Here is an 18,653-nt window from a genome sequence, read left to right on the forward strand (position 1 = left end):
CGGGACGCAGCGGGCTTATCACTCCAGGGGTGGTTGGTTCACAACGTCGCCGGCCAGCACCGCAGCTTCGTGGAGCAGTTCAGTCGCTACCAGTTCGTCGGTCAGTTCTTCAATGCGTTCGTCGATGGCATCCAGCCCATCGTCTAAAGCAGGCGCGGGCGTTTGCATACCCAGTAAAAAGCGACCGACGTACAACAAACTAAGCGAAAACCGTAACTCGGGCAGGGCAGGGCTGTGTCGGGTAATGGGTTCTGTTTGCATGGTACCGGTAGAACAAGGACCGCCGGGGCTTGGGTTCGCCCGTTCAGATCAAACTACAGCTCTTTGATCCGAATGTTGCGAAAATAGATTGGTGCGCCGGCGTGTTTGCCCTGCAGGCCGATGTGCCCTTTCAGGGGGAGTTCGGCCGGCGGTTTGCTGAGCCATTCCGGTACGGTCGACCCATCGGGGTTCGTTTTGGCCGAGGTGAATGTCGACAGATCGATGGTGTTGACTAACTCATTGTTCAGCACTATGTAGATCAGCTTGTCCTGGCACGTAATGGTGTAGCGGTTCCATTCGCCGGGTCGCTTCACGAGGCTTTTGGTAGCGGGCTGGTGACCGAAAAAGGCCCCGCACCGCCAGCTGGCCGGCGATTCAGCCCATTGTTTGGCATAATCGTCGGCAATCTGGATCTCGACCGAGTTTGGAATCCAGTTCGCCGTATCGCTCGCGTGAACAATCACGCCACTGTTGGTTCCGTCGGCGGTTTTGAACAGCAGGTCCAGCACGAAATTTTCGTAGGGCTGAGCCGTCCAGATGGCTTTGTCCTCGGTAGCGGTCAGGATGCCTTCCTCGAAACTCCAGACGCCTTTCGGGTAGCGGGCATTCGACAAATCGTCGGTGAATAGGGGGCGCCAGCCGGCCCCGACGGGGCTGGGGTGCCCTTTTGGTGGGGTCTGGGCAAAAACCGGCGAAGCAAGCAGTAAGGCTAATCCAAGGAGACGAAGTGGGTTTTGCATGGAGGTAGGTAACGGTTTGTATATAAAGCAAACGGCCGGGGCAATTTCCTCATTGCCACCGGCCGTAAACATTCGTCAGCATCGGCTTGTCTGAACCGGATTTACCCGATTAAGCATTTTCCAGCTGAGCTTCCCCATCGGTACTGACAATCGATTGGGTGTCGTTCCGGCGGAAGCTTTTCATAATCCAGCCCCCACCAACAACGTCGTCGCCTTCGTAGAACACGGCGGCCTGACCCGGTGCGATAGCCGACACCCCGTCGTGGAACAGAACCTGAATTTTGTCGCCGGCCTGATGGATTGTCGCCGGTGTACCCGGATCTTTGTACCGCACTTTCGTGACGGTTTCCAGCGGTCCGGCGATGCGGTCGTATTTTTGTAGATTCAACCGGCTGACGATCATGCCGTCGCGGAACAGGTCTTTATCGACGCCGAGCACTACCTCGTTCGTGTCTTTCCTAATCTCCGTTACAAACACCGGATAGCCCAGCGCAATACCGAGCCCTTTCCGCTGCCCGATTGTGTAGAACGGATACCCTTCATGCTTGCCGACAACTTTGCCGCTGCCTTCCAGAATGAAGTTACCCCCGGCAACTTCCTGTTCCAGACCCGGCACGCGCCGTTTCAGAAAACCCCGGTAGTCATTGTCGGGCACGAAGCAGATCTCGTAGGATTCTGATTTGGTCACCAGTTCAATAAAACCGCGCTCTTTGGCCATTTCGCGAATCTCGGATTTGCGCAGATGACCCAGCGGCAGTTTCGTCCGGCTCAGGCTCTCCTGCGAAACCCCCCACAGCACGTACGACTGATCTTTTAACGTATCGACGCCCTTCGAAATAACATACCGGCCGTGCGACGGACCGTCGTTTTCAGTGCGGATGTTCGCGTAGTGACCGGTGGCAATAAACTCGCAGTCCAGTCGGTCGGCCCGGCGGAGCAGCGCATCCCATTTGATGTGGGTGTTGCAAAGCACACACGGGTTGGGCGTCCGGCCTTCGAGGTACTCGCCCGTGAAGTGGTCGATAACGTAATCGCCGAACTCGTTGCGGATGTCGAGGATGTAATGCGGGAAACCCAGGCTTACGGCAATGTTGCGGGCGTCGTTGATGCTGTCGAGGCTACAGCAGCCGGTTTCTTTTTTGGTACCACCCGACGACGCGTAGTCCCAGGTTTTCATGGTCATGCCGATGACCTCGTAACCTTCTTCGTGCAGCATAACGGCCGCGAGCGAAGAATCAATGCCGCCACTCATGGCGACCAGAATTCGTCCGTGTTTGCTCATGGATGATCTGCCAGGGTTCAAAGCCCTGCGATTTAGTAATTTCGGTAAAATTAGCCGGTACTGGGCCAACAACCGAATGGTTCGGTTTAGTTTCCGGCAGTATAGCGCAAGTTTTTTGTTATTTTTGACAAAATCGCCTACTTGGGCAGACGACGGTTATGGAAGCACTCATTCAACCAGCATCGGATTACGAAACGGAGCGGAATAAACCCATGCCCAATCTTATTCACGGCATCATTCAGGCTAATCTTGTTTTTGAACTCAAAACGCGGTACCGCACCGACTATCACGTTGCTAGTGAAGTGGCATTGGCCACGTTGCCTGATGGGAGCACACCTGACGTTGTTGTCTATCCAAAATTTGCGCTTGATTATCAGAACCAGCCGGCTAAACGCACCGATGCACCGTTAATTTGCATTGAGATACAATCTCCTTCACAGAGTAACGAGGAAATGGTTGCAAAAACTCAGGTGTATTTCCAGTTTGGGGTGAAATCCTGTTGGGTTGTTCTGCCAAGTTTACGTGCCATTATGGTCTTCGACCGTCCCGGGCACTACGTGTTTTTCTACGAGGATGATACGCTACGTGATCCAAACACAAACTTCGAGGTTCCACTGGCGGCTATTTTTGGCTGAACAGCAGCAAACACGCCACTGGTACCAGCACCAGCGATACTAACGACGACAGCGATACCAGCAGAGACGCGTTCTCGGTTTCGGTGTCCAGAAACGTAGCAAATACGACCAGGTTCGCGGCAATTGGGAAGGAGGCAATCAGGAGCAATAACTTCTGCTCGTCACCCTCAAGCTGCGAGATCACTGCGGACTCCAGCAGGACCAATCCCCCCATCAACAGGGCCGCGGCAACATACCGAATGCCCAGCAGCTTGCCAAATTTCGCATAGTCAACCTTTTTGAACTCTATTTCGGTCAGCGTAATACCAATGATGAGCATACCCAGCGCCGAGAGCGTCCAGCTGGCGCCTTTGGTGAACGGTTCGATCTCTTTGGGTAATTCAAACCCCTGGATGTTCGCGATTATGGCCGCGATACAGGCGTAAATGGCCGGAATCTTCAATACGTTCTTCACTGAATCGCTGATGGGCAGGTCCTTACTGCGCGACACGAGATAATAACCGATGGTGTCGCCGTACAGTACGTTGCCCATATACGCACTGATGATCAGCGGCATTTTTTCTTCCCCGAACAGAGCCATGACAACCGGAATTCCGAACCAGCCGATGTTGAAATACGAGTAGGAACAACTGAGCAGGTTCTGGTTCATTTCCCGATCTACGTAGCGACCGGCCAGCAGGGCAGGCCCGGTCATGAGCAGCGCCAGCAGAAAAATGATCGCGGCCACAATGGCTAACTGACTCAGCTCGGCCTTCAGAATGTTGTCGAAGATGACGAGCGGAATCAGGACGTAGAGCAGGATTTTGGAAATCGGCTTGCTTTGCAGGCCAAACCGCCGACTGGCGACGTAGCCCGCTATGATGAAGCCGTAGAGGGGTAGTACGTTAGTCAGCAGGCTGGGCAATACGTTCATAAGACAGGCGTCGGAGGATGGCGTTGGTCATTTGGTCGGTCCGGGCTACCAGGAACCACAGGGCATTGGTGTCGAGCAGTTCGCCCACCAATACGTGGCCAATGCCGTACAAAGGCGCGTCGGGGTGGTCGGGTACAAGGAGTTGCAGGGTATCAACCTCAGCCCGAACGCCCCCCGGTTCATAGGGAACAATTCGTTTCCTGCGGAGTAATTGCTGGAGAATCGGAACGTCCATTTTCTCGATGGACGTGGCCGGGCCGGTCGCGTTGATGACGTAATCAACCTTTTCCGTTTTCCCGTCTTCGGTCGTGACGTAAAAGACATGCTCATCGGCGTGCCATTCCACTTCTTTGGAGTGAGCTGTTACGGTCAGTTGACCGGACTCCATGAAGCTGCGGAGTCGTTCGGCGTTGCGCAGCGGAATGGCGTGGCGGTTGATGTCGTTGTAGGGTTTCAGCCATTTCAGAAAGAGCATTTTCTGGTCGGGGGGCAGCAGCTTCCAGATGTCGAACGAGTCGTAGCGGGTCGAATACAGGATATTTTCAAAGATGTTTTCTCCCTTTAGAGCCAGATCGATGTCCTCTTTCAGTAAGTCCAGTTGCGGCTTATCAATCCGCTTAAACCGCTTCCAGTCCTGCTTGCCCATAACGCGTTCGGCTTCCTGCAGAAACAGGCGGAACAGGTCTTTTACCCGAAGCGGTTGATTGGTTTCCCGAATCCGCTTCCGGATGTTAGCCATGGTCAGGATCTGGCGGTCAAACGGCACTTCCTTGGGGGATTGTACGCGGGGCAGCAGACCGTCCGGCGAAAACATTTTTAGCGGACCCGTATGACCGTTGTTGGTGAGCGTGATCACCGCGTCCAGGGCCGTCAGGCTGGCACCCAGGATGCAGACGGTGGCCGCTTTATCGGTGATGGTGTCGGTCAGCCGGTCTTCGGGCCAGGGCGAATCCAGGTAATTGGGTGAGCGTTCGAGGTGGTTGAAGTTGTTGGATCTGGGTGTGCCGGTAGCCAGCACCGCTACGTCGGCCCGAATCTGACGGCCCGAAGCCAGAGTCAGCGTAACAGAATCGCCCAATCCGTCGTGGTCCGACAGCTCGGCATCAACGGCCTCTTCGTTACAAAGTTCAACGTCGATAGCGTGTTGCTTCGCCAGCTCGACGTACTCGTCGAACATAGCCTGGAGGTAGTGGCCGTATAAATTACGGGGCGGGTAGGCTTCCGGTTTAATCTCCGTGCCCGGGTATTCCCGCTCAACAAGATCGCGGTTCGCCTGCATCCAGTCGACAAAGTGCAGGGGCTCCCCGGCAAAGATGCCCATCAGCCCGGCCGACGTATTGAGTAAGTGCCCTTTCTGCCCGGTGCCATAGGCTAATCCCGGACCGAACTCCTCGCGGGGTTCGATGATTACCAGGGTAACGGGCGCAGGGACGGGCTCGACAACTAATTTTAGAACAAGGTGAATGAAGGTTGCTACCCCACTGGCACCACCGCCAACGATAGCGATTGTCTTGGCTTGCATGAATAACGTTGAGAGTATATGGCAGATACCGCTTTTGCGATGTATCTCCATAGCCTAACTGAGGGTTTTAATCTTTTGTTTATCAGAAGTAAATAAGGTGCCGGTTTACGAACAGGCAACCAGAGCGTTGAACCGCTCTTCGCAGAAAAGCCGCGTTCGGACTCCACCGACGCGGCTTTTCTGGTTACGTATCGCCTGGAGCTGGTCAGGGTTGTCCACCACCGCCGGCGGCTCCGTACACCTGCCCCGTGGCATAGCTGCCGTCGTTGGCCGCCAGCTGTACGTAGATCGAAGCCAGTTCGACGGGTTGGCCGGGACGTCCCAGCGGGGTATCACCGCCAAAATTTTTCAGCTTTTCCGGCGTAGCGCCACCGCTCGGTTGCAGGGGTGTCCAGATCGGCCCCGGAGCAACGCCGTTGACCCGAATGCCTTTCGGGCCGAGTTGCTTCGCCAGCGACTTCACGTAATTCATGTTCGCGGCCTTGGTCTGGGCGTAGTCGAATAAGTTCGCTGAGGGGTCGTAGGCCTGCTCGGAGGTTGTGCTGATAATAGCCGAACCGGGCGGCATGTGCGGAAGCGCAGCTTTGGTAATCCAGAACGGCGCGTAGATGTTGGTTTTTATCGTCGCGTCGAAGTCCTCGGACGTCAGGTCCGTAAGCGACTCGCGCTGTTGCTGCCGGGCCGCGTTGTTGACCAGAATATCGAGACCGCCAAGCCCTTTTACGGCTTCGTCGACCAGCCGCTTGCAGAACGCTTCGTCGCGGATATCGCCGGGAATGGCAAAAGCTTTCCGTCCTTCTTTTTTGATCAGGTCAATCACCTCTTTGGCGTCGGGTTCCTCGGCCGGCAGGTAGTTGATGGCTACGTCGGCTCCTTCGCGGGCGTAGGCAATAGCGGCCGCCCGGCCCATACCCGAATCACCACCGGTGATCAGGGCTTTGCGTCCCTGTAAACGTCCTGAACCCTTGTAGCTGGTTTCGCCATGATCCGGCCGGGGATTCATTTTGCTGACCAGACCCGGCCAGGGTTGCATGGGCGTATTAAACGGCGGCCGGGGGTATTTCGTGGTTGGGTCCGTAAGCGGAGCGGGAGCGGCTGTGTTCGCAGGCTGCCCTGCCGAACCGGCAAATCCTGGGGTTGTCAGTACGGAAGCCGCCAGGCCGCTTCCAATGCCGCCGATGACCTGGCGTCTGTTAAACCGATTCTCAGTCATGGTTGTATTCTGTCGTTGAGCAAGTACTCGTTTTGTTAAAGTTATCCTATTTTGCCTGTAGGCAAATAGCTAACCAGTTGTGTCGCGGTAAGGTTAGATTTTTTCCAGGATTTAATGGGTTGTCGAACCGGGGCCTTGTTACTACCAGAAACGCCCGGCTGTTCATGAAAACGCCGGGCGTTGTTTGGGCTGTACGGATTGTCCGGTCAGGAACCGGCTGCGTTCTTTTTGCGGGTAGCCGCAGCTTTCCTGGCGGATGCAGAGCGCTCTTCGGGCGTGCGTGACGCTGACGCGGCCCCGCCTTTCTTACCCCCTTTCTGGGCTGGCTCTTTGTTTTCGGCGTGCCCCCGGCCTGAACCGCTTTTTTTACCTCCTCCCGATGTTTTGTTCACCGTTGCCCAGGCCCGGCGCTCGGCTTCATCTTCGGGTACCCCGCGGTCTTCGTAGCTTTCTTCGATGTGTTCAGCCTGCCGTTTTTGCTTGTCGGTATACGCTGATTTGTCTCCTCTTGGCATAGTTTGATTTCGTTAAACGTTGAGATGTTTGTGGTAAACTATTCAGGAAGGATTGTGTTTGAGCGGGTTAACTACTGGTCATTTCCGTATGACTTCTGCCGGGGATGGCCGGCTATTTACCCCTTGACAACCCTACTATCCGCTTCTCATTTCGCCAGTCCAACGTACTCAAGCCACAGGCCGATGGGCTGGCCGTCTTGTTCGGTACGTATGTCCTGCTCAACCCGAATCTCAACTTTTTCGATACTGGCAACGGCAAACGGAGCGGGCCCGGCGGGTTGGAACGTTAGGGGCTGGAAATCCGGGTAGGGGCGCGGCAACAGGAGCATGGCCTCCTGAGTCAGGCGGCTGAGCGGTACGTCGACCTCGGTCATTTGCTGCGGCAGGCTGACGACGGTACCGTAAGCATTGCCGTCCCGGCTGATCAGACTGACGTTGACCCGCACCGGCTTTTCCTTGTCCGACCGGCCCCGAACCAGCAGTCGGGTGCAGGCAGATAGTTCGGCTTTCCGACCGCTGATTTTATCCGTAAAGTAAACTTGAAATGCCAGTGGCCGGTCGGGATGGGGCTTGGCAACGCTGGCTTTGAGGAGCAGCTGGCCGGGATTTACATCAGGAACGAACGCCACCGTATTGTTCCGAAAATCAGGATTATAGATCAGTAACCGGCTGCGATCGGTGTGGCTGGTGAACAAATCCAGTCGACTGGTTTCGGGCGTAACGATGGTTTGGTACGTATCGGTCGGCAGGTAGTCCCAGGCGTTTGGGTTGCCCGTCAGGCCACCGGGATACGTTCGGTAGTGCTGGCCCTGCCGTACCATGATGCGGTAGGTCAGTACACCCGCCTTCACCACCTCCGCTGGCACCTCCGCTTCGTAGCGATACGGACCGACGGCCCGGAGAGGCAGTACCCGCGGGCGGCCCGGACCCGTGGCCGGTCGAATCTCAACACTGGCTTGATCGGCTGAGTCCAAGCCCACAACCGTAGCCGACAGGACAAACGGCTTTTGCGCCGACACGGTCTCGTAGGGCGTGTGGACGACAATCGGCTCGGGGTCGGTGGGAGCCGGGGGCGCATAAAACTCGGATAAGCCGATGACGGCGTTGGGTAAGGATGCCGGCAAGTTGACGGTGGCTTTTTTCAGCAGATACGTACCGGGGCGGATGGAAAACTGACCGCCGGTGGCCGACGATGAAACGGAATTGCCTTCGTTCTGTCCAATAACGTCAAACGACGACCCCAGGTCGGGCAGGTCGACGCGCATTGGCCAGGTAGCGTAGCGAATGGTGGTCACTTCTTTCCGGAGCGATGGCCGCCCGAACGGGTCCCGTACCCGAATGGCGTCGGGCATGACCTCAAGCCGCCAGACGCCGTTGCCGATTTTGTCCAGAAAATACGCGCCTGTTCCCCGATACGTAACAATTGGTGAGCTGCCCACACCGGCAATGTGCTGCAGTCGGGCCGGATTGACGGGCTTGCTCGGTGTTGGATTCGAGTGATAAAAGGCCGTCTCAGTGTTCATTTCGCTCAATGCCCGGGCATAGCTCACCCGAAACGGCCCGAACGTCGTATCCTGTGGGTACTTGCCGTACTTTTTGAAGCGGGGTGTTTCGTGGAAGACCCGTGCGGCAATCAGCATACTGATCGCTTTCGAGGGCGTATAAGCCAGATTCAGGTAGTGCGTCTGGTAGTCGGTGTTCGCGTAGGCGAAAGCCATTGGATCGTAGGCAAACTGCGTGGCCCACTGGAAACCGGCACCCCGGAAACTACGCGCCATGGCCGGGTACATGAACGGCGCATACACATCGCCCGCATCGAACTCGTAGACCATCCGGGCTTTGTTTTTGAACGCGGGGATGGTATCAAACGGAATCTGATACGTATCTACGTGTGGGAGCGTATTACCTTCCAGCGTACGGCCGGCCACCAGACCCGTTGGATACCACTGAAAGCTGTGGCCATTCACATCCGATTTGGCGACCGCATCGGCATACCAGGGGTTCTGCGCAATGTTGTAGAAAATGGGCTTGTCCCAGCCGGTGCTCCGCAGGGCGGCATTGACCCGATTAATGTACTCAGTCACTTTGGGTTTAGGGCCGCTGTGGCTTGGCTCGTTGTTAAGTTCGACCGCAATGACGGATTCATCGGCACCGTAGGTCGTTTTCGTGTACGGGTTTACGTGCCGGAACAACTGCCGGATGTATTCTTCCTGCGCCCGGATGGCGTTTTCGTTGACGTTTGCCTGCCCTTTGCCGTATACCCGCGAAAAGCCGGGCGTTCGCTCATCGGGTTCAGGATAGCCATTGCCCCAGTAGGCGATGGGGGTGATCACAATTTTAATGTTACGCTTTTTAAGCTGGGCCAGCAGGTAATCGAACAGGCGCAGGTGTTCGTTGTTGAGCAGATTGCCCAGCGAATCGCTGATTTCGGTGTCCCACATGTGTACCCGAAAGGCATCGACTCCCATGCGGGCGAAGTGATACACATCCTGATCAATGGCTTTCTCGTGGCTGATGCCCAGGGATTTCACGGCCCGATACCCATGCGCAAACGGCAGGCAGTAATTCACGCCGTAAAAAGCAGCTTCCTGCTTGTTTTTTGTGTAGCGGATGACCCCGGCCGCATCCATGTACACCAGATTTTTAGGATTTGGTTTTGTCTGGGCTGCGGTATCCGTGCCGACCAGCGCCAACAGCAGGCAGACTGCAATGTGTTGAGCAAAGAATTTCATTAGTAATCAACTTGTCCGTAATTGATTAATAATGCACCGGGGTATAGGATCAGTTCCGATATAGGAGCCTTGCCGCGTTTTTAGTTACCGTGAATTATGGATAGGCATTAAGCCGGTTTTTGTTGGTATGACAAAATGAACCCATTTGTTAGCTGTTCTTGCGTCGATTATTCTGACTTGAATCCATAAGTTACTGCTACCCGTCTGCCTGCGGGAGTCGCAACGTAGTGTGTTGAGCAGTATTCAGCCGCGAACCGTAAAGGCCAGCTTACTCCGTCCGCAGACTTTTCACCGGATTCATCAGCGCGGCTCGGATGCTCTGGAAGCTGACCGTCAGCAAGGCAATACCCACAGCCAAAAGCCCGGCCAGGCCAAAGACCCACCACTCGACGTTGATCTTGTACTCAAAGGTTTTGAGCCACTCGCTGATGCCATACCAGGCAATGGGTGCAGCAATCAGAATGGCAGCCAGAACCGGCTTGAGGAAGTCGCCGGAAAGCAGGCCCACGATACTGGCAACGGATGCCCCCAGCACCTTCCGAACGCCGATTTCCTTCGTACGCGACTCTGCCGAGAAGGTGGCCAGGCCGAACAGACCCAGGCAGGCAATCAGAATGGCAACCAGCGTGGCGGTTTCGATAAGTTGGGCAGTACGTGTTTCGTTGTGATACGCCCGCGCCAGGGTTTCGTCCAGGAATTCGTAGCTGAACACCTTGTTGGGAAACGTGGCCTTCCAGATGGATTCAATCGTGGCAATCGTTGCGTTGAGGGTCTCGGCCGACGCGTTTTCGGCTGCTAACCGGATGCCGGCCTGGTAGTAGTGTTTCGGAACGACCTGCAGCAATGTCGGGTCGATGCCCTGATGCAGCGAGTTGACATGGAAGGTTTTGACGACACCGATGATCGGCGCTGATTCCTGACTGTCGCCGAAGTACACCAACTGACCGATGGCTTTCTCTGGTTTATCGATACCCATTCGCTTCAGAAAAACCTCATTGGCAATGAGCTTGGGCAGTGTGTCACCCTCGCGGAAGGCTTCGCCCGCAATAAGCTGAATGCCATACGTAGTCAGGAAGTGCGCATCCACCATTTTCATCTGGGTCCTGATTTCAACGGGTTGGGTGCTTTTCCGGTATTGAATGCCCTGCATCCAGTTGCTCTCCGCCGATGGGCTGTTGAACGAAAAACTAACGTCTTTTATCTGCGGAGACCCTATCAACTGACTACGCAGCGTTTGCAGCTTACCAGGGTCGTTGTTAGGCAACCCGACGGTGATAACGGCGTTTTTGTTGAAGCCTAAATCCGCGTTTTTGAACAGCGACAATTGCCGGTTAATGAACAGTGTGCTGCTGATGAGGATCATGGATACCGTAAACTGCACGACCACCAGGCTCTGCCGGAACGTAATGCTCCCGGCAACCCGGGGCAGTTTGTTGTTTTTCAGCGCCCAGATTGGCGACATCCCCGACAGCCGGAAGGCCGGATACGTACCAGCCAGTAACGTAGTCATGATAAATAACAGCGTTACAAACGTGCCAACCGGCCACGAGAACAAATCACGGGTTTTCAGCGGAAGCCCCATCATATTGGCAGCCGCCGGGAGCATGGTCCGGGCCAGCAGCAGAGCCAGCAGAGTCGCTATGAACGTCAGCAGGCCCGCTTCAGTGATGAACTGGTAAATCAGCGTCAGGCGTGTACTGCCAACGGCTTTGCGAATGCCAACCTCTTTGGCTCGCCTGAGGGCTTTGGCTGTGGTTAGGTTGATGAAATTAATGCAGGCAATCAACAGCACAAACGCCCCAATCAGCGACAGAATGGTCAGGAGTTTCTGATTAGCCTGTCGGCCGCTGAAGTTGTAGCCGTAATGAAGCTGCGACAATGGGTTCAGCTCAAAATGCTGGTTTTTGATGGTTTCCGGGTCTTGCTGGTATTTCACCTGAATCGCACGAAATCGGTTTGCCAATTGCTCTGGTCTGATTCCTTGTCGCAGTAACGTATATACCTGATAGTTATCGCCGAACCCGCCCCAGCCGTGGGTGTCATAATCCGGACTGATGCGCTTCAGGGTAGGCAGCGAAACCAGGACGTCGAACGGGAAATTGGTAGTGGCCGGGTGGTCTTTCAGTACGCCCGTAACGGATAAGTTGTGGTCGTCGCCGAGGAGGACGGTTTTCCCGAGAACATCCATCGTACCGAACAGCTTCTGCGCGTGCGACTCAGTTAAGACAACCTGATTCGGTCTTGTCAGCGCCGTATTGGCATCACCGCTAACCCACTCGTAATCGAGCAGTTTAAACAAGTCGTTGTCGGCAAAAGCGACGGGTTCTTTAAAAAATTTACCTTCCTGCGGAACGGCGATAGATTGCCCGGAAGTCCGGTACACTGGGGCTACCCGGTCAATTTCGGGCACCTCGTTTCGCAGGACGGCCGTCATCTCTGTATACGTACCGGCATGGGCTTCGCTGTTTCCCATATTAACTGTTTCGACCCGGTATATGCGGTCTGCGTTTTTATGGTGCAGATCGTAGCTGGTTTCGTGACTAACCACCACAAAAATGAGCAGGGCACAAGCCAGGCCCAGAGTCAGGCCGAAGCCGTTGATGAGCGAAAAACTTTTGGCGTGAGTCAGGTTACGCCAGGCGATCTTTACGTAGTTGCGTATCATAGCAGGACTGAGTAAGAAAGGCAAAGGATAGTCAGCAGGGTGCTGATCCGTAGGTTTACGTTTGATAATCGACGGGCGCAGATACGTCAGCGTCTGCCGCCAGTAGAAGCGACGGGCCGGGCCGGGGCCAACCTCCTGAAGCTGCCTGGCGTAAACTTCGTGCAGATCGCCCAGCAGGTCTTCGCGCAGGTGGGGAGCCACCAGCCAGTTCAGCAGACGGTCGGCCACGCGGGGTGGTTGGGAAGTTGGTTTATTGTTGGTGGACATAGGTCGGGAATGGCTTGCTTACTGACCGATGAGTTGTAGCTTGCCCTGCGGAATGGCCTGCCACAGTCGCTGGCGCATCTCCTGAATCTCCAGCAACGCCCGGCTGCCTAAGGCCGTTACGGTGAAGAAGCGTTTGCGTCGTCCACCGCGTTCGGCCGTCGCGCCCCCCATCTGCGACGACAGGTAGCCTTTTTCCTCAAGCCGGTACAACGTAGCATGAACGGCGCTGATGGTGATGCTGCGGCCGGTCTGCTCCTGTAGCTGCTCCCAGATTATTACACCATAGGCATCCTCGGTGCAGGCCGCTACCACCAGCAATACAACTTCTTCAAACTCACCCAGGAAGGTTCGTTTCATATGTCAGTAATGATTAGTTATAATAATGCAAATCAAATCCGGTGCCAGAACTCTAAATCTACCTCAGCGTCGCCGGAAGGGCTGTTGCAGGATGAACCGCAGACCATAAGCTGTCCGTTTCTGGACAGCTTATGTACGCCCCCGGACAAGTTTACAGCAGCAAAAAAGCACCACCCAGCAGGTGATGCTTTCGAATAAAGAAACTTTTTATTCACTCTGTCCGTAGACTTTTCACCGGATTCATCAGCGCGGCTCGGATGCTCTGGAAGCTGACCGTCAATAGCGTAATGAGCAGGGCGCCAGCACCCGAAGCCGCAAAAATCCACCACGATAGCTCCGTCCGGTACTCATACTTCTGAAGCCAGTCGGACATGGCGTAGTAAGCCAGGGGCGTAGCCAGTAGAAACGCGATAAGAACCAGGACAACAAAATCCTTCGATAACAGCCCCCATAGGTTCAATACCGATGCACCCAGCACTTTGCGGATGCCGATTTCTTTGGTGCGCTGCTCAGCCATGAAGGAAGCGAGTCCGAACAAGCCTAAGCAGGAGATTAATATAGCCAGGAAGGCAAAGACGGATGCCAGTTTACCAATGCGTTCTTCAGCGGCAAACTTGGCCCCATACTCCTGATCGGCAAACTTGTAATCGAAAGGGACAGTTGGGATGAGTCGTTTGAATACCGCTTCAATTTTGGGCAAAGCTTCGGCCGCACTTACCTGTGGATTGAGCTTGATGTTTATCCAATTGTAGTTGTCTTCCAGAAAGAAAACGGTCGGTATGGCTGACTCGTAGGGCGATAGAGCCACCATATCATTCACCACACCTAAAATGGTGTACGTCCTGGCTTCACGAGAGCCTGGGCTCCAGGTGACAGTTTCACCCACCAGTGATGCTGCCGTTTCCTTGCCTGTTCGGGTCCGATTGTTTAGACTGAGTAGTTTGGCAAATGATTCGTTGATGATAAAGCCAGCCGAATCACTCGAATACGCTCGGTTAAAGTCTCTTCCCGCCACAAATTGCCAACCGACCGTTTGGCCGTACTCCGTTGACACGGGCAACGTACCGCAACCGTTCGGACAGGTTATTCCCGTACCCCTTCGCGAAAAGCCGCCATTCCACATCGTGATGCCGGTTGTTGAACTCCTCGATTCGGCCATGTCGAAAACCACGCCGGTATTTTTCAACTCGCTCCTTAGTAATTCGTGCTTGCCTTTGAAGTCAGCCGTTTTCTGCTTTACCAGCAAGAGCCCTGCTTTATCATACCCGATTGGCCGGTTTTTAGCGTGCTGAATCTGTCGGTATACGATGAGCGTACCGGTGATCAACGTTACCGAGACGGTAAACTGGAGCACAATCAGGAGCTTACGCGGGGTAGCCACCAACCGCCCGCTGTTCAGAGTTCCTTTGAGGACTTTAACGGGCTGGAATGACGACAGGTAGAACGCGGGATAGCTGCCTGCTACAAAGCCGGTCAACAGGATGAAGCCCAACCCGGCCAGCCAGAAGTATAGATTAGTCCAGCGAAAGGTTAACTGCTTGGCCGCAATGTCATTAAACCAGGGCAATGAAAAATGTATCAACAAGACGGACGCTACAAAAGCCAGGCCAACGACCAGAAACGATTCGCTGAAGAATTGGCCCACTAACTGCCCCCGTAGCGAACCCACTGCTTTCCGAATACCCACTTCTTTCGCTCGTTTCATGGAACGGGCTGTACTTAGATTCATGAAGTTGATGCAGGCTAACAGTAATACAAATGCGCCAATCAGGCCAATCAACCACACCATCTGTACCGGCCCCTTATCGTCCTCATAGTAGTTGCCGTACAGGTGCCATCGACTCATTGGAAGCAAGGCTATCTGCGGCTGGCTGGCTACCTGCTTCTGTGCGCCCTCCAGGTTTCTGATTTTATTCAGCTCAATATCTTTAATGAGCGCAGAAACCTGATCAAAGTCGATACCCGGCTGAAGCTGGACATAGACAGATAAAAACCAGTTATTCCATTGCTGTTCTTTTACCCAGGGATTGACCGAAGTCCAAAGCACGAAGGGTGCAAGAAATTTTATCCCGTTGAACTCCGTATTGTGGGGAAAGTCTTCGTACACGCCGGTCACTCTGGCGTCCATGTCCGTGTTGATTTTGACGTGTTTGCCCATTGGATCGGCGTTTCCAAACAGAGCCTGAGCCGTCGATGCCGATAATAGAATGGAATGAGGATCTTGCAGCCCTGCCCATGTCCCTTTCAGCATCGTTAACGTAAGCATTTCGGGTGCCCCTGCTTCAATAAACCGGCCTGTCTCAGTTAGCTTTGTCTGGTCAGCCGTCAGGATATGCTCTTCGGGGTCATTGGCGATCAAAATGTGCTTGAAAAAGCGTTGGTAACTGGTTTTCAGTTCTGTTGCCAGCGGATAGGGTAACGATGTGTTTGAATAACGTCTCCCATCTTCCCGAATACCGCGCTCTCTAACCTGCGCAATCCGGCCGTAATTCTGGTGATAGTTGTTGAAAGACAACTCGTCGTGAATCCACAGGCCGATCAGCATAGCGACAGCCATGCCCACCGCCAGGCCACCGATGTTAATAGTTGAGAAAGCTTTGTTTTTGGTGAGGTTTCGCCAGGCGATTTTAAGATAGTTGCGCAGCATGTCTGTATGGCTTGGATTTGGATATTGGTTGGGTTTGCGTCTAATAAATCTGGGGCGCACGTAGGCCAGCACCTCGCGCCAGTACGTCTGTCTGGCCCGGCGCTCACCCAGCCGCTGCATCCGCAGGGTGTAGCGCTCGTGGATGTCGCCCAGCACCTCCTCGCGCAGGTGGGGTGCAACCAGCCAGTTGAGCAGCTTATCGAGCCAGCGGGGTGGGGACGGGTTGGGTTTCATATCGCTGGTAGGTGACGTAGGCTATTCGGTGCGCAGGCTTTTTACCGGATTCATCAGGGCGGCTTTGATGCTCTGGAAGCTGACCGTCAGCAAGGCAATACCTACCGCCAACAGCCCGGCCAGGCCAAAGACCCACCACTCGATGTCAATCTTGTAGGCGAAGTTCTGCAACCACTGATGCATGGTGTACCAGGCTATCGGCACCGCAATCACAATGGCGATAATCACCAGTCGAATAAAGTCTTTTGCCAGCAACTGAATAATCTCTGCTATACTAGCCCCCAGTATTTTACGTACGCCAATCTCACGCGTACGAACCTGCGCCGTGAACGTTGCCAGCCCAAACAGACCCAGGCAGGAGATCAGAATGGCTATGGAAGCAAACAGATTGAAGAGCGTACCGGTACGTTGTTCTACCCGGTAGAGATTGTCGAACAGCTTGTCGAGGAAAAAGTATTCGAACGGGTAATTCGCATTGTACTGTTTCCACGAGCGTTCGGTGGCGGCAAGTACCGGTTCGGCCTCATTGCCCGTCGTTTTAACGTAAATCGCATTGAGTCGGTCGGGGGCGTAGTAGAAAACGGCCGGTTCGATTTTCTGCCGCATGGAGGCAAAGTGGAAATCCTTTACTACACCAACGATGGTTCCGTCGCGGTCCCACAGTTTAAACCGCTTACCGACCGGATTTTGAATACGGGCAGCCTTCACGGCGGCTTCGTTCAGGATAAAGCGGGTCGAATCAGCTACGGCACCCGTGAAGTTGGCCCCCTGTTGCAGCTTCATCCTGAAGAAAGGCACAAAGTCTTTGTCAATGGCCACCGGATACACAAACATTGTCTCTCCCTGTTCCTTACCATCCCATTGTGTATCACCGGTCTGTTCGCCCAGTTGAACGATATTGGCACTGGCCCGGGTGACTCCTGCCACACCGGGCTGGTTCAGGAGGTCTGCTTTCACGGCCTCGTAATGCTTCCCCATGTCGCGCATGAAAAAGGCAAACACGTGCGTTTTGTCGTACCCTAATTCCTTCGAGCGAATGTATTGCAGTTGCTTGCCGATGATGAACGTACCGGCTATCAGAATCACCGAAACGGCAAACTGCGTAACGACCAGAACTTTCCGGAACGCTACGTCGCTCAAACGGGCGGAAATCTTTCCCCGCAATGCTTTCAGCGGTTCAAACGACGACAGCAGCAGAGCCGGGTAAATGCTCGAAGCCGCCAGTGTCCCAAGGATAGTTAGCCCCATAACCTGCCAGAGCTGGCTATCCAGCAGATTAAGAACCAGTTCTTTACCCGAAATCTGGTTGTAGACCGGCAACAGCAGGTAAATCAGACCAAGCGCCAGCAGGGTAGCCAGCGAGAAAAGGAGTGCCGTCTCGACCAGAAACTGCATGAAGAGCTGACTGCGGGCTGCGCCTACAATTTTGCGCATGCTGACTTCTTTGGAGCGAAGCATAGCCCGGGCCGTTGAAAGATTGACGTAGTTAATGCAGGCAATCGTCAGAATAAGCAGGGCAATAATGCCGAACATCCGGACCGTCTCGATACCGCCGTTCGTGCCATCGGCCCGGTACAAGTGCATGTCGGGCAACGGCTGCAACAGGTAGCTGAGGTCGGTGTCGTCGGGTTTATGACTGAGGTGAATGGCCCGCAGTTTCTCGGCTACGCTACTGATGGAAGCGCCCGGTTGTAGGAGCAGGTACGTATTGTAGTTGAACTGACTGAAGTCGTTGGCCAGCGTTTTATCGTCGTCCCGGTTCGTATAGCGATCCTTGAACATGAGCGATATTGGGAGCAGTATATCAGCCCTGATACTCGAGTTTTTTGGAAAGTCGCGGACCACACCACTCACCTTGAATGAGGTTTTATCATCGACCGACAGGGTTTTACCCAGTGGGTTTTCATCGCCGAAATACCGTTTGGCCGTCGTTTCGGTTAGCACAACGGAAGAGTTGTCGGGGAAAGGGGCAGCAGGGTTACCCTGAATCAGCTGGAAATCAAAGACCGGAAAGAGCGATGGATCGGTGAAGAACGTATTGTCTTCCTTGAAGAGCTTATCCTTGTATCGAAATAACGTATAAGATCCATTATATGAAATACGAACGGCATCGTTCACTTCGGGTACTTGCTTCTTGGCGTAATCGGCAATGGGGGCAACGGTTACGGTCCAGATTTGCCGACTGCTGCCGGTGCCTGCCCAGTTCTCCAGGCGGTAAATGGAGTCGGCTTGCCGGTGAAACCGGTCAAAACTCAGTTCACTCTGCACCCATAGCAGAATAAGTAGACCAACGGCCAACCCGACGGTCAGGCCAGTCATGTTGATCAGCGAGTAGAACTGATTTTTGGTCAGATTGCGCCAGGCTGTTTTGATATAGTTGCGAATCATGTCAGTAAACAGGGGTTTAGCGTATTCGGATGGTCTGCGTTTGATAAATTGAGGCCGCAGGTAAGCCAGCACCTCGCGCCAGTACGTCTGTCTGGCCCGGCGCTCGCCGAGTCGCTGCATCCGCAGGGCGAAGCGTTCGTGGATGTCGCCCAGCACTTCCTCGCGCAGGTGCGGAGCCACCAGCCAGTTGAGCAGCTTGTCGGGCCAGTTGGGGGGCGGAGGTGGTTGGTTCGGGTTCATGGTTTGTGGGGCTGGGGGCGAAGGGCTGAGCTTGGTCACCCC

Annotated in this window: 13 protein-coding genes; 1 reads left to right on the plus strand and 12 read right to left on the minus strand. The window is 54.5% G+C overall.

The window, feature by feature from the left end; genetic code table 11:
- Nucleotides 1-18 precede the first annotated feature (18 nt).
- From DYU11_RS17935 to mnmA, 3 genes are all read right to left on the minus strand, one after another.
- Entirely contained in the window at nucleotides 19-261 is a 243-nt protein-coding gene (locus DYU11_RS17935) for a hypothetical protein (RefSeq protein WP_119669082.1), read from the minus strand.
- A gap of 53 nt (nucleotides 262-314) precedes the next feature.
- Complete coding sequence (locus tag DYU11_RS17940; RefSeq protein WP_229365909.1) at nucleotides 315-1,001, minus strand: 3-keto-disaccharide hydrolase; 687 nt, start codon at nucleotides 999-1,001, stop codon at nucleotides 315-317.
- A gap of 109 nt (nucleotides 1,002-1,110) precedes the next feature.
- The gene (mnmA, locus tag DYU11_RS17945) at nucleotides 1,111-2,283 is read right to left on the minus strand and encodes a tRNA 2-thiouridine(34) synthase MnmA (RefSeq protein WP_119669084.1); all 1,173 of its coding nucleotides are present in this window, start codon (nucleotides 2,281-2,283) and stop codon (nucleotides 1,111-1,113) included.
- 158 nt (nucleotides 2,284-2,441) lie between these two features.
- Between mnmA and DYU11_RS17950 the strand changes: the two genes are divergently transcribed.
- Nucleotides 2,442-2,918 (plus strand): Uma2 family endonuclease, encoded by a 477-nt coding sequence (locus DYU11_RS17950; protein WP_229365910.1) that lies wholly within the window; start codon nucleotides 2,442-2,444, stop codon nucleotides 2,916-2,918.
- Here the strand turns inward: DYU11_RS17950 and DYU11_RS17955 are convergent.
- From DYU11_RS17955 to DYU11_RS17995, 9 genes are all read right to left on the minus strand, one after another.
- The gene (locus tag DYU11_RS17955; RefSeq protein WP_119669085.1) at nucleotides 2,905-3,831 is read right to left on the minus strand and encodes an AEC family transporter; all 927 of its coding nucleotides are present in this window, start codon (nucleotides 3,829-3,831) and stop codon (nucleotides 2,905-2,907) included. The genes DYU11_RS17950 and DYU11_RS17955 overlap by 14 nt on opposite strands.
- Nucleotides 3,803-5,353 (minus strand): FAD/NAD(P)-binding protein, encoded by a 1,551-nt coding sequence (locus DYU11_RS17960; protein WP_158600304.1) that lies wholly within the window; start codon nucleotides 5,351-5,353, stop codon nucleotides 3,803-3,805. Before DYU11_RS17960 ends, DYU11_RS17955 begins: the two co-directional genes overlap by 29 nt.
- A 205-nt stretch (nucleotides 5,354-5,558) precedes the next feature.
- Nucleotides 5,559-6,566: an SDR family oxidoreductase gene (locus tag DYU11_RS17965; RefSeq protein ID WP_119669087.1), complete on the minus strand. Its 1,008-nt coding sequence runs from the start codon at nucleotides 6,564-6,566 to the stop codon at nucleotides 5,559-5,561.
- Between the two features lie 206 nt (nucleotides 6,567-6,772).
- Complete coding sequence (locus tag DYU11_RS17970) at nucleotides 6,773-7,081, minus strand: plasmid stabilization protein (RefSeq protein ID WP_119669088.1); 309 nt, start codon at nucleotides 7,079-7,081, stop codon at nucleotides 6,773-6,775.
- Between the two features lie 146 nt (nucleotides 7,082-7,227).
- Nucleotides 7,228-9,813 carry a cellulase family glycosylhydrolase gene (locus DYU11_RS17975; protein ID WP_119669089.1) on the minus strand — a complete coding sequence of 862 codons (2,586 nt, stop codon included), beginning with the start codon at nucleotides 9,811-9,813 and terminating at the stop codon, nucleotides 7,228-7,230.
- A 268-nt stretch (nucleotides 9,814-10,081) separates the two neighbouring features.
- A complete protein-coding gene (locus DYU11_RS17980; RefSeq protein ID WP_119669090.1) occupies nucleotides 10,082-12,745 on the minus strand; it encodes an ABC transporter permease in 2,664 nt (887 codons plus the stop codon).
- Between the two features lie 18 nt (nucleotides 12,746-12,763).
- On the minus strand, nucleotides 12,764-13,102 hold the full coding sequence (locus DYU11_RS17985) for a PadR family transcriptional regulator (protein ID WP_119669091.1): 339 nt from the start codon (nucleotides 13,100-13,102) through the stop codon (nucleotides 12,764-12,766).
- Nucleotides 13,103-13,313: 211 nt separating this feature from the next.
- Nucleotides 13,314-15,983, minus strand: a complete 2,670-nt coding sequence (locus tag DYU11_RS17990; protein WP_119669092.1) for an ABC transporter permease — start codon at nucleotides 15,981-15,983, stop codon at nucleotides 13,314-13,316.
- A 21-nt stretch (nucleotides 15,984-16,004) separates the two neighbouring features.
- Nucleotides 16,005-18,611, minus strand: a complete 2,607-nt coding sequence (locus DYU11_RS17995) for an ABC transporter permease (protein WP_119669093.1) — start codon at nucleotides 18,609-18,611, stop codon at nucleotides 16,005-16,007.
- Between the last annotated feature and the right edge of the window lie 42 nt (nucleotides 18,612-18,653).

It is taken from the genome of Fibrisoma montanum (genome assembly GCF_003583365.1).
Lineage (GTDB): Bacteria > Bacteroidota > Bacteroidia > Cytophagales > Spirosomataceae > Fibrisoma > Fibrisoma montanum.

Excerpts from the sequence above, each read along its gene's own strand:
- DYU11_RS17935 (WP_119669082.1), bottom strand. The coding sequence starts at position 261 with ATGCAAACAGAACCCATTACCCGACACAGCCCTGCCCTGCCCGAGTTA.
- DYU11_RS17940 (WP_229365909.1), bottom strand. The coding sequence starts at position 1,001 with ATGCAAAACCCACTTCGTCTCCTTGGATTAGCCTTACTGCTTGCTTCG.
- mnmA (WP_119669084.1), bottom strand. The coding sequence starts at position 2,283 with ATGAGCAAACACGGACGAATTCTGGTCGCCATGAGTGGCGGCATTGAT.
- DYU11_RS17950 (WP_229365910.1), top strand. The coding sequence starts at position 2,442 with ATGGAAGCACTCATTCAACCAGCATCGGATTACGAAACGGAGCGGAAT.
- DYU11_RS17955 (WP_119669085.1), bottom strand. The coding sequence starts at position 3,831 with ATGAACGTATTGCCCAGCCTGCTGACTAACGTACTACCCCTCTACGGC.
- DYU11_RS17960 (WP_158600304.1), bottom strand. The coding sequence starts at position 5,353 with ATGCAAGCCAAGACAATCGCTATCGTTGGCGGTGGTGCCAGTGGGGTA.
- DYU11_RS17965 (WP_119669087.1), bottom strand. The coding sequence starts at position 6,566 with ATGACTGAGAATCGGTTTAACAGACGCCAGGTCATCGGCGGCATTGGA.
- DYU11_RS17970 (WP_119669088.1), bottom strand. The coding sequence starts at position 7,081 with ATGCCAAGAGGAGACAAATCAGCGTATACCGACAAGCAAAAACGGCAG.
- DYU11_RS17975 (WP_119669089.1), bottom strand. The coding sequence starts at position 9,813 with ATGAAATTCTTTGCTCAACACATTGCAGTCTGCCTGCTGTTGGCGCTG.
- DYU11_RS17980 (WP_119669090.1), bottom strand. The coding sequence starts at position 12,745 with ATGTCCACCAACAATAAACCAACTTCCCAACCACCCCGCGTGGCCGAC.
- DYU11_RS17985 (WP_119669091.1), bottom strand. The coding sequence starts at position 13,102 with ATGAAACGAACCTTCCTGGGTGAGTTTGAAGAAGTTGTATTGCTGGTG.
- DYU11_RS17990 (WP_119669092.1), bottom strand. The coding sequence starts at position 15,983 with ATGAAACCCAACCCGTCCCCACCCCGCTGGCTCGATAAGCTGCTCAAC.
- DYU11_RS17995 (WP_119669093.1), bottom strand. The coding sequence starts at position 18,611 with ATGAACCCGAACCAACCACCTCCGCCCCCCAACTGGCCCGACAAGCTG.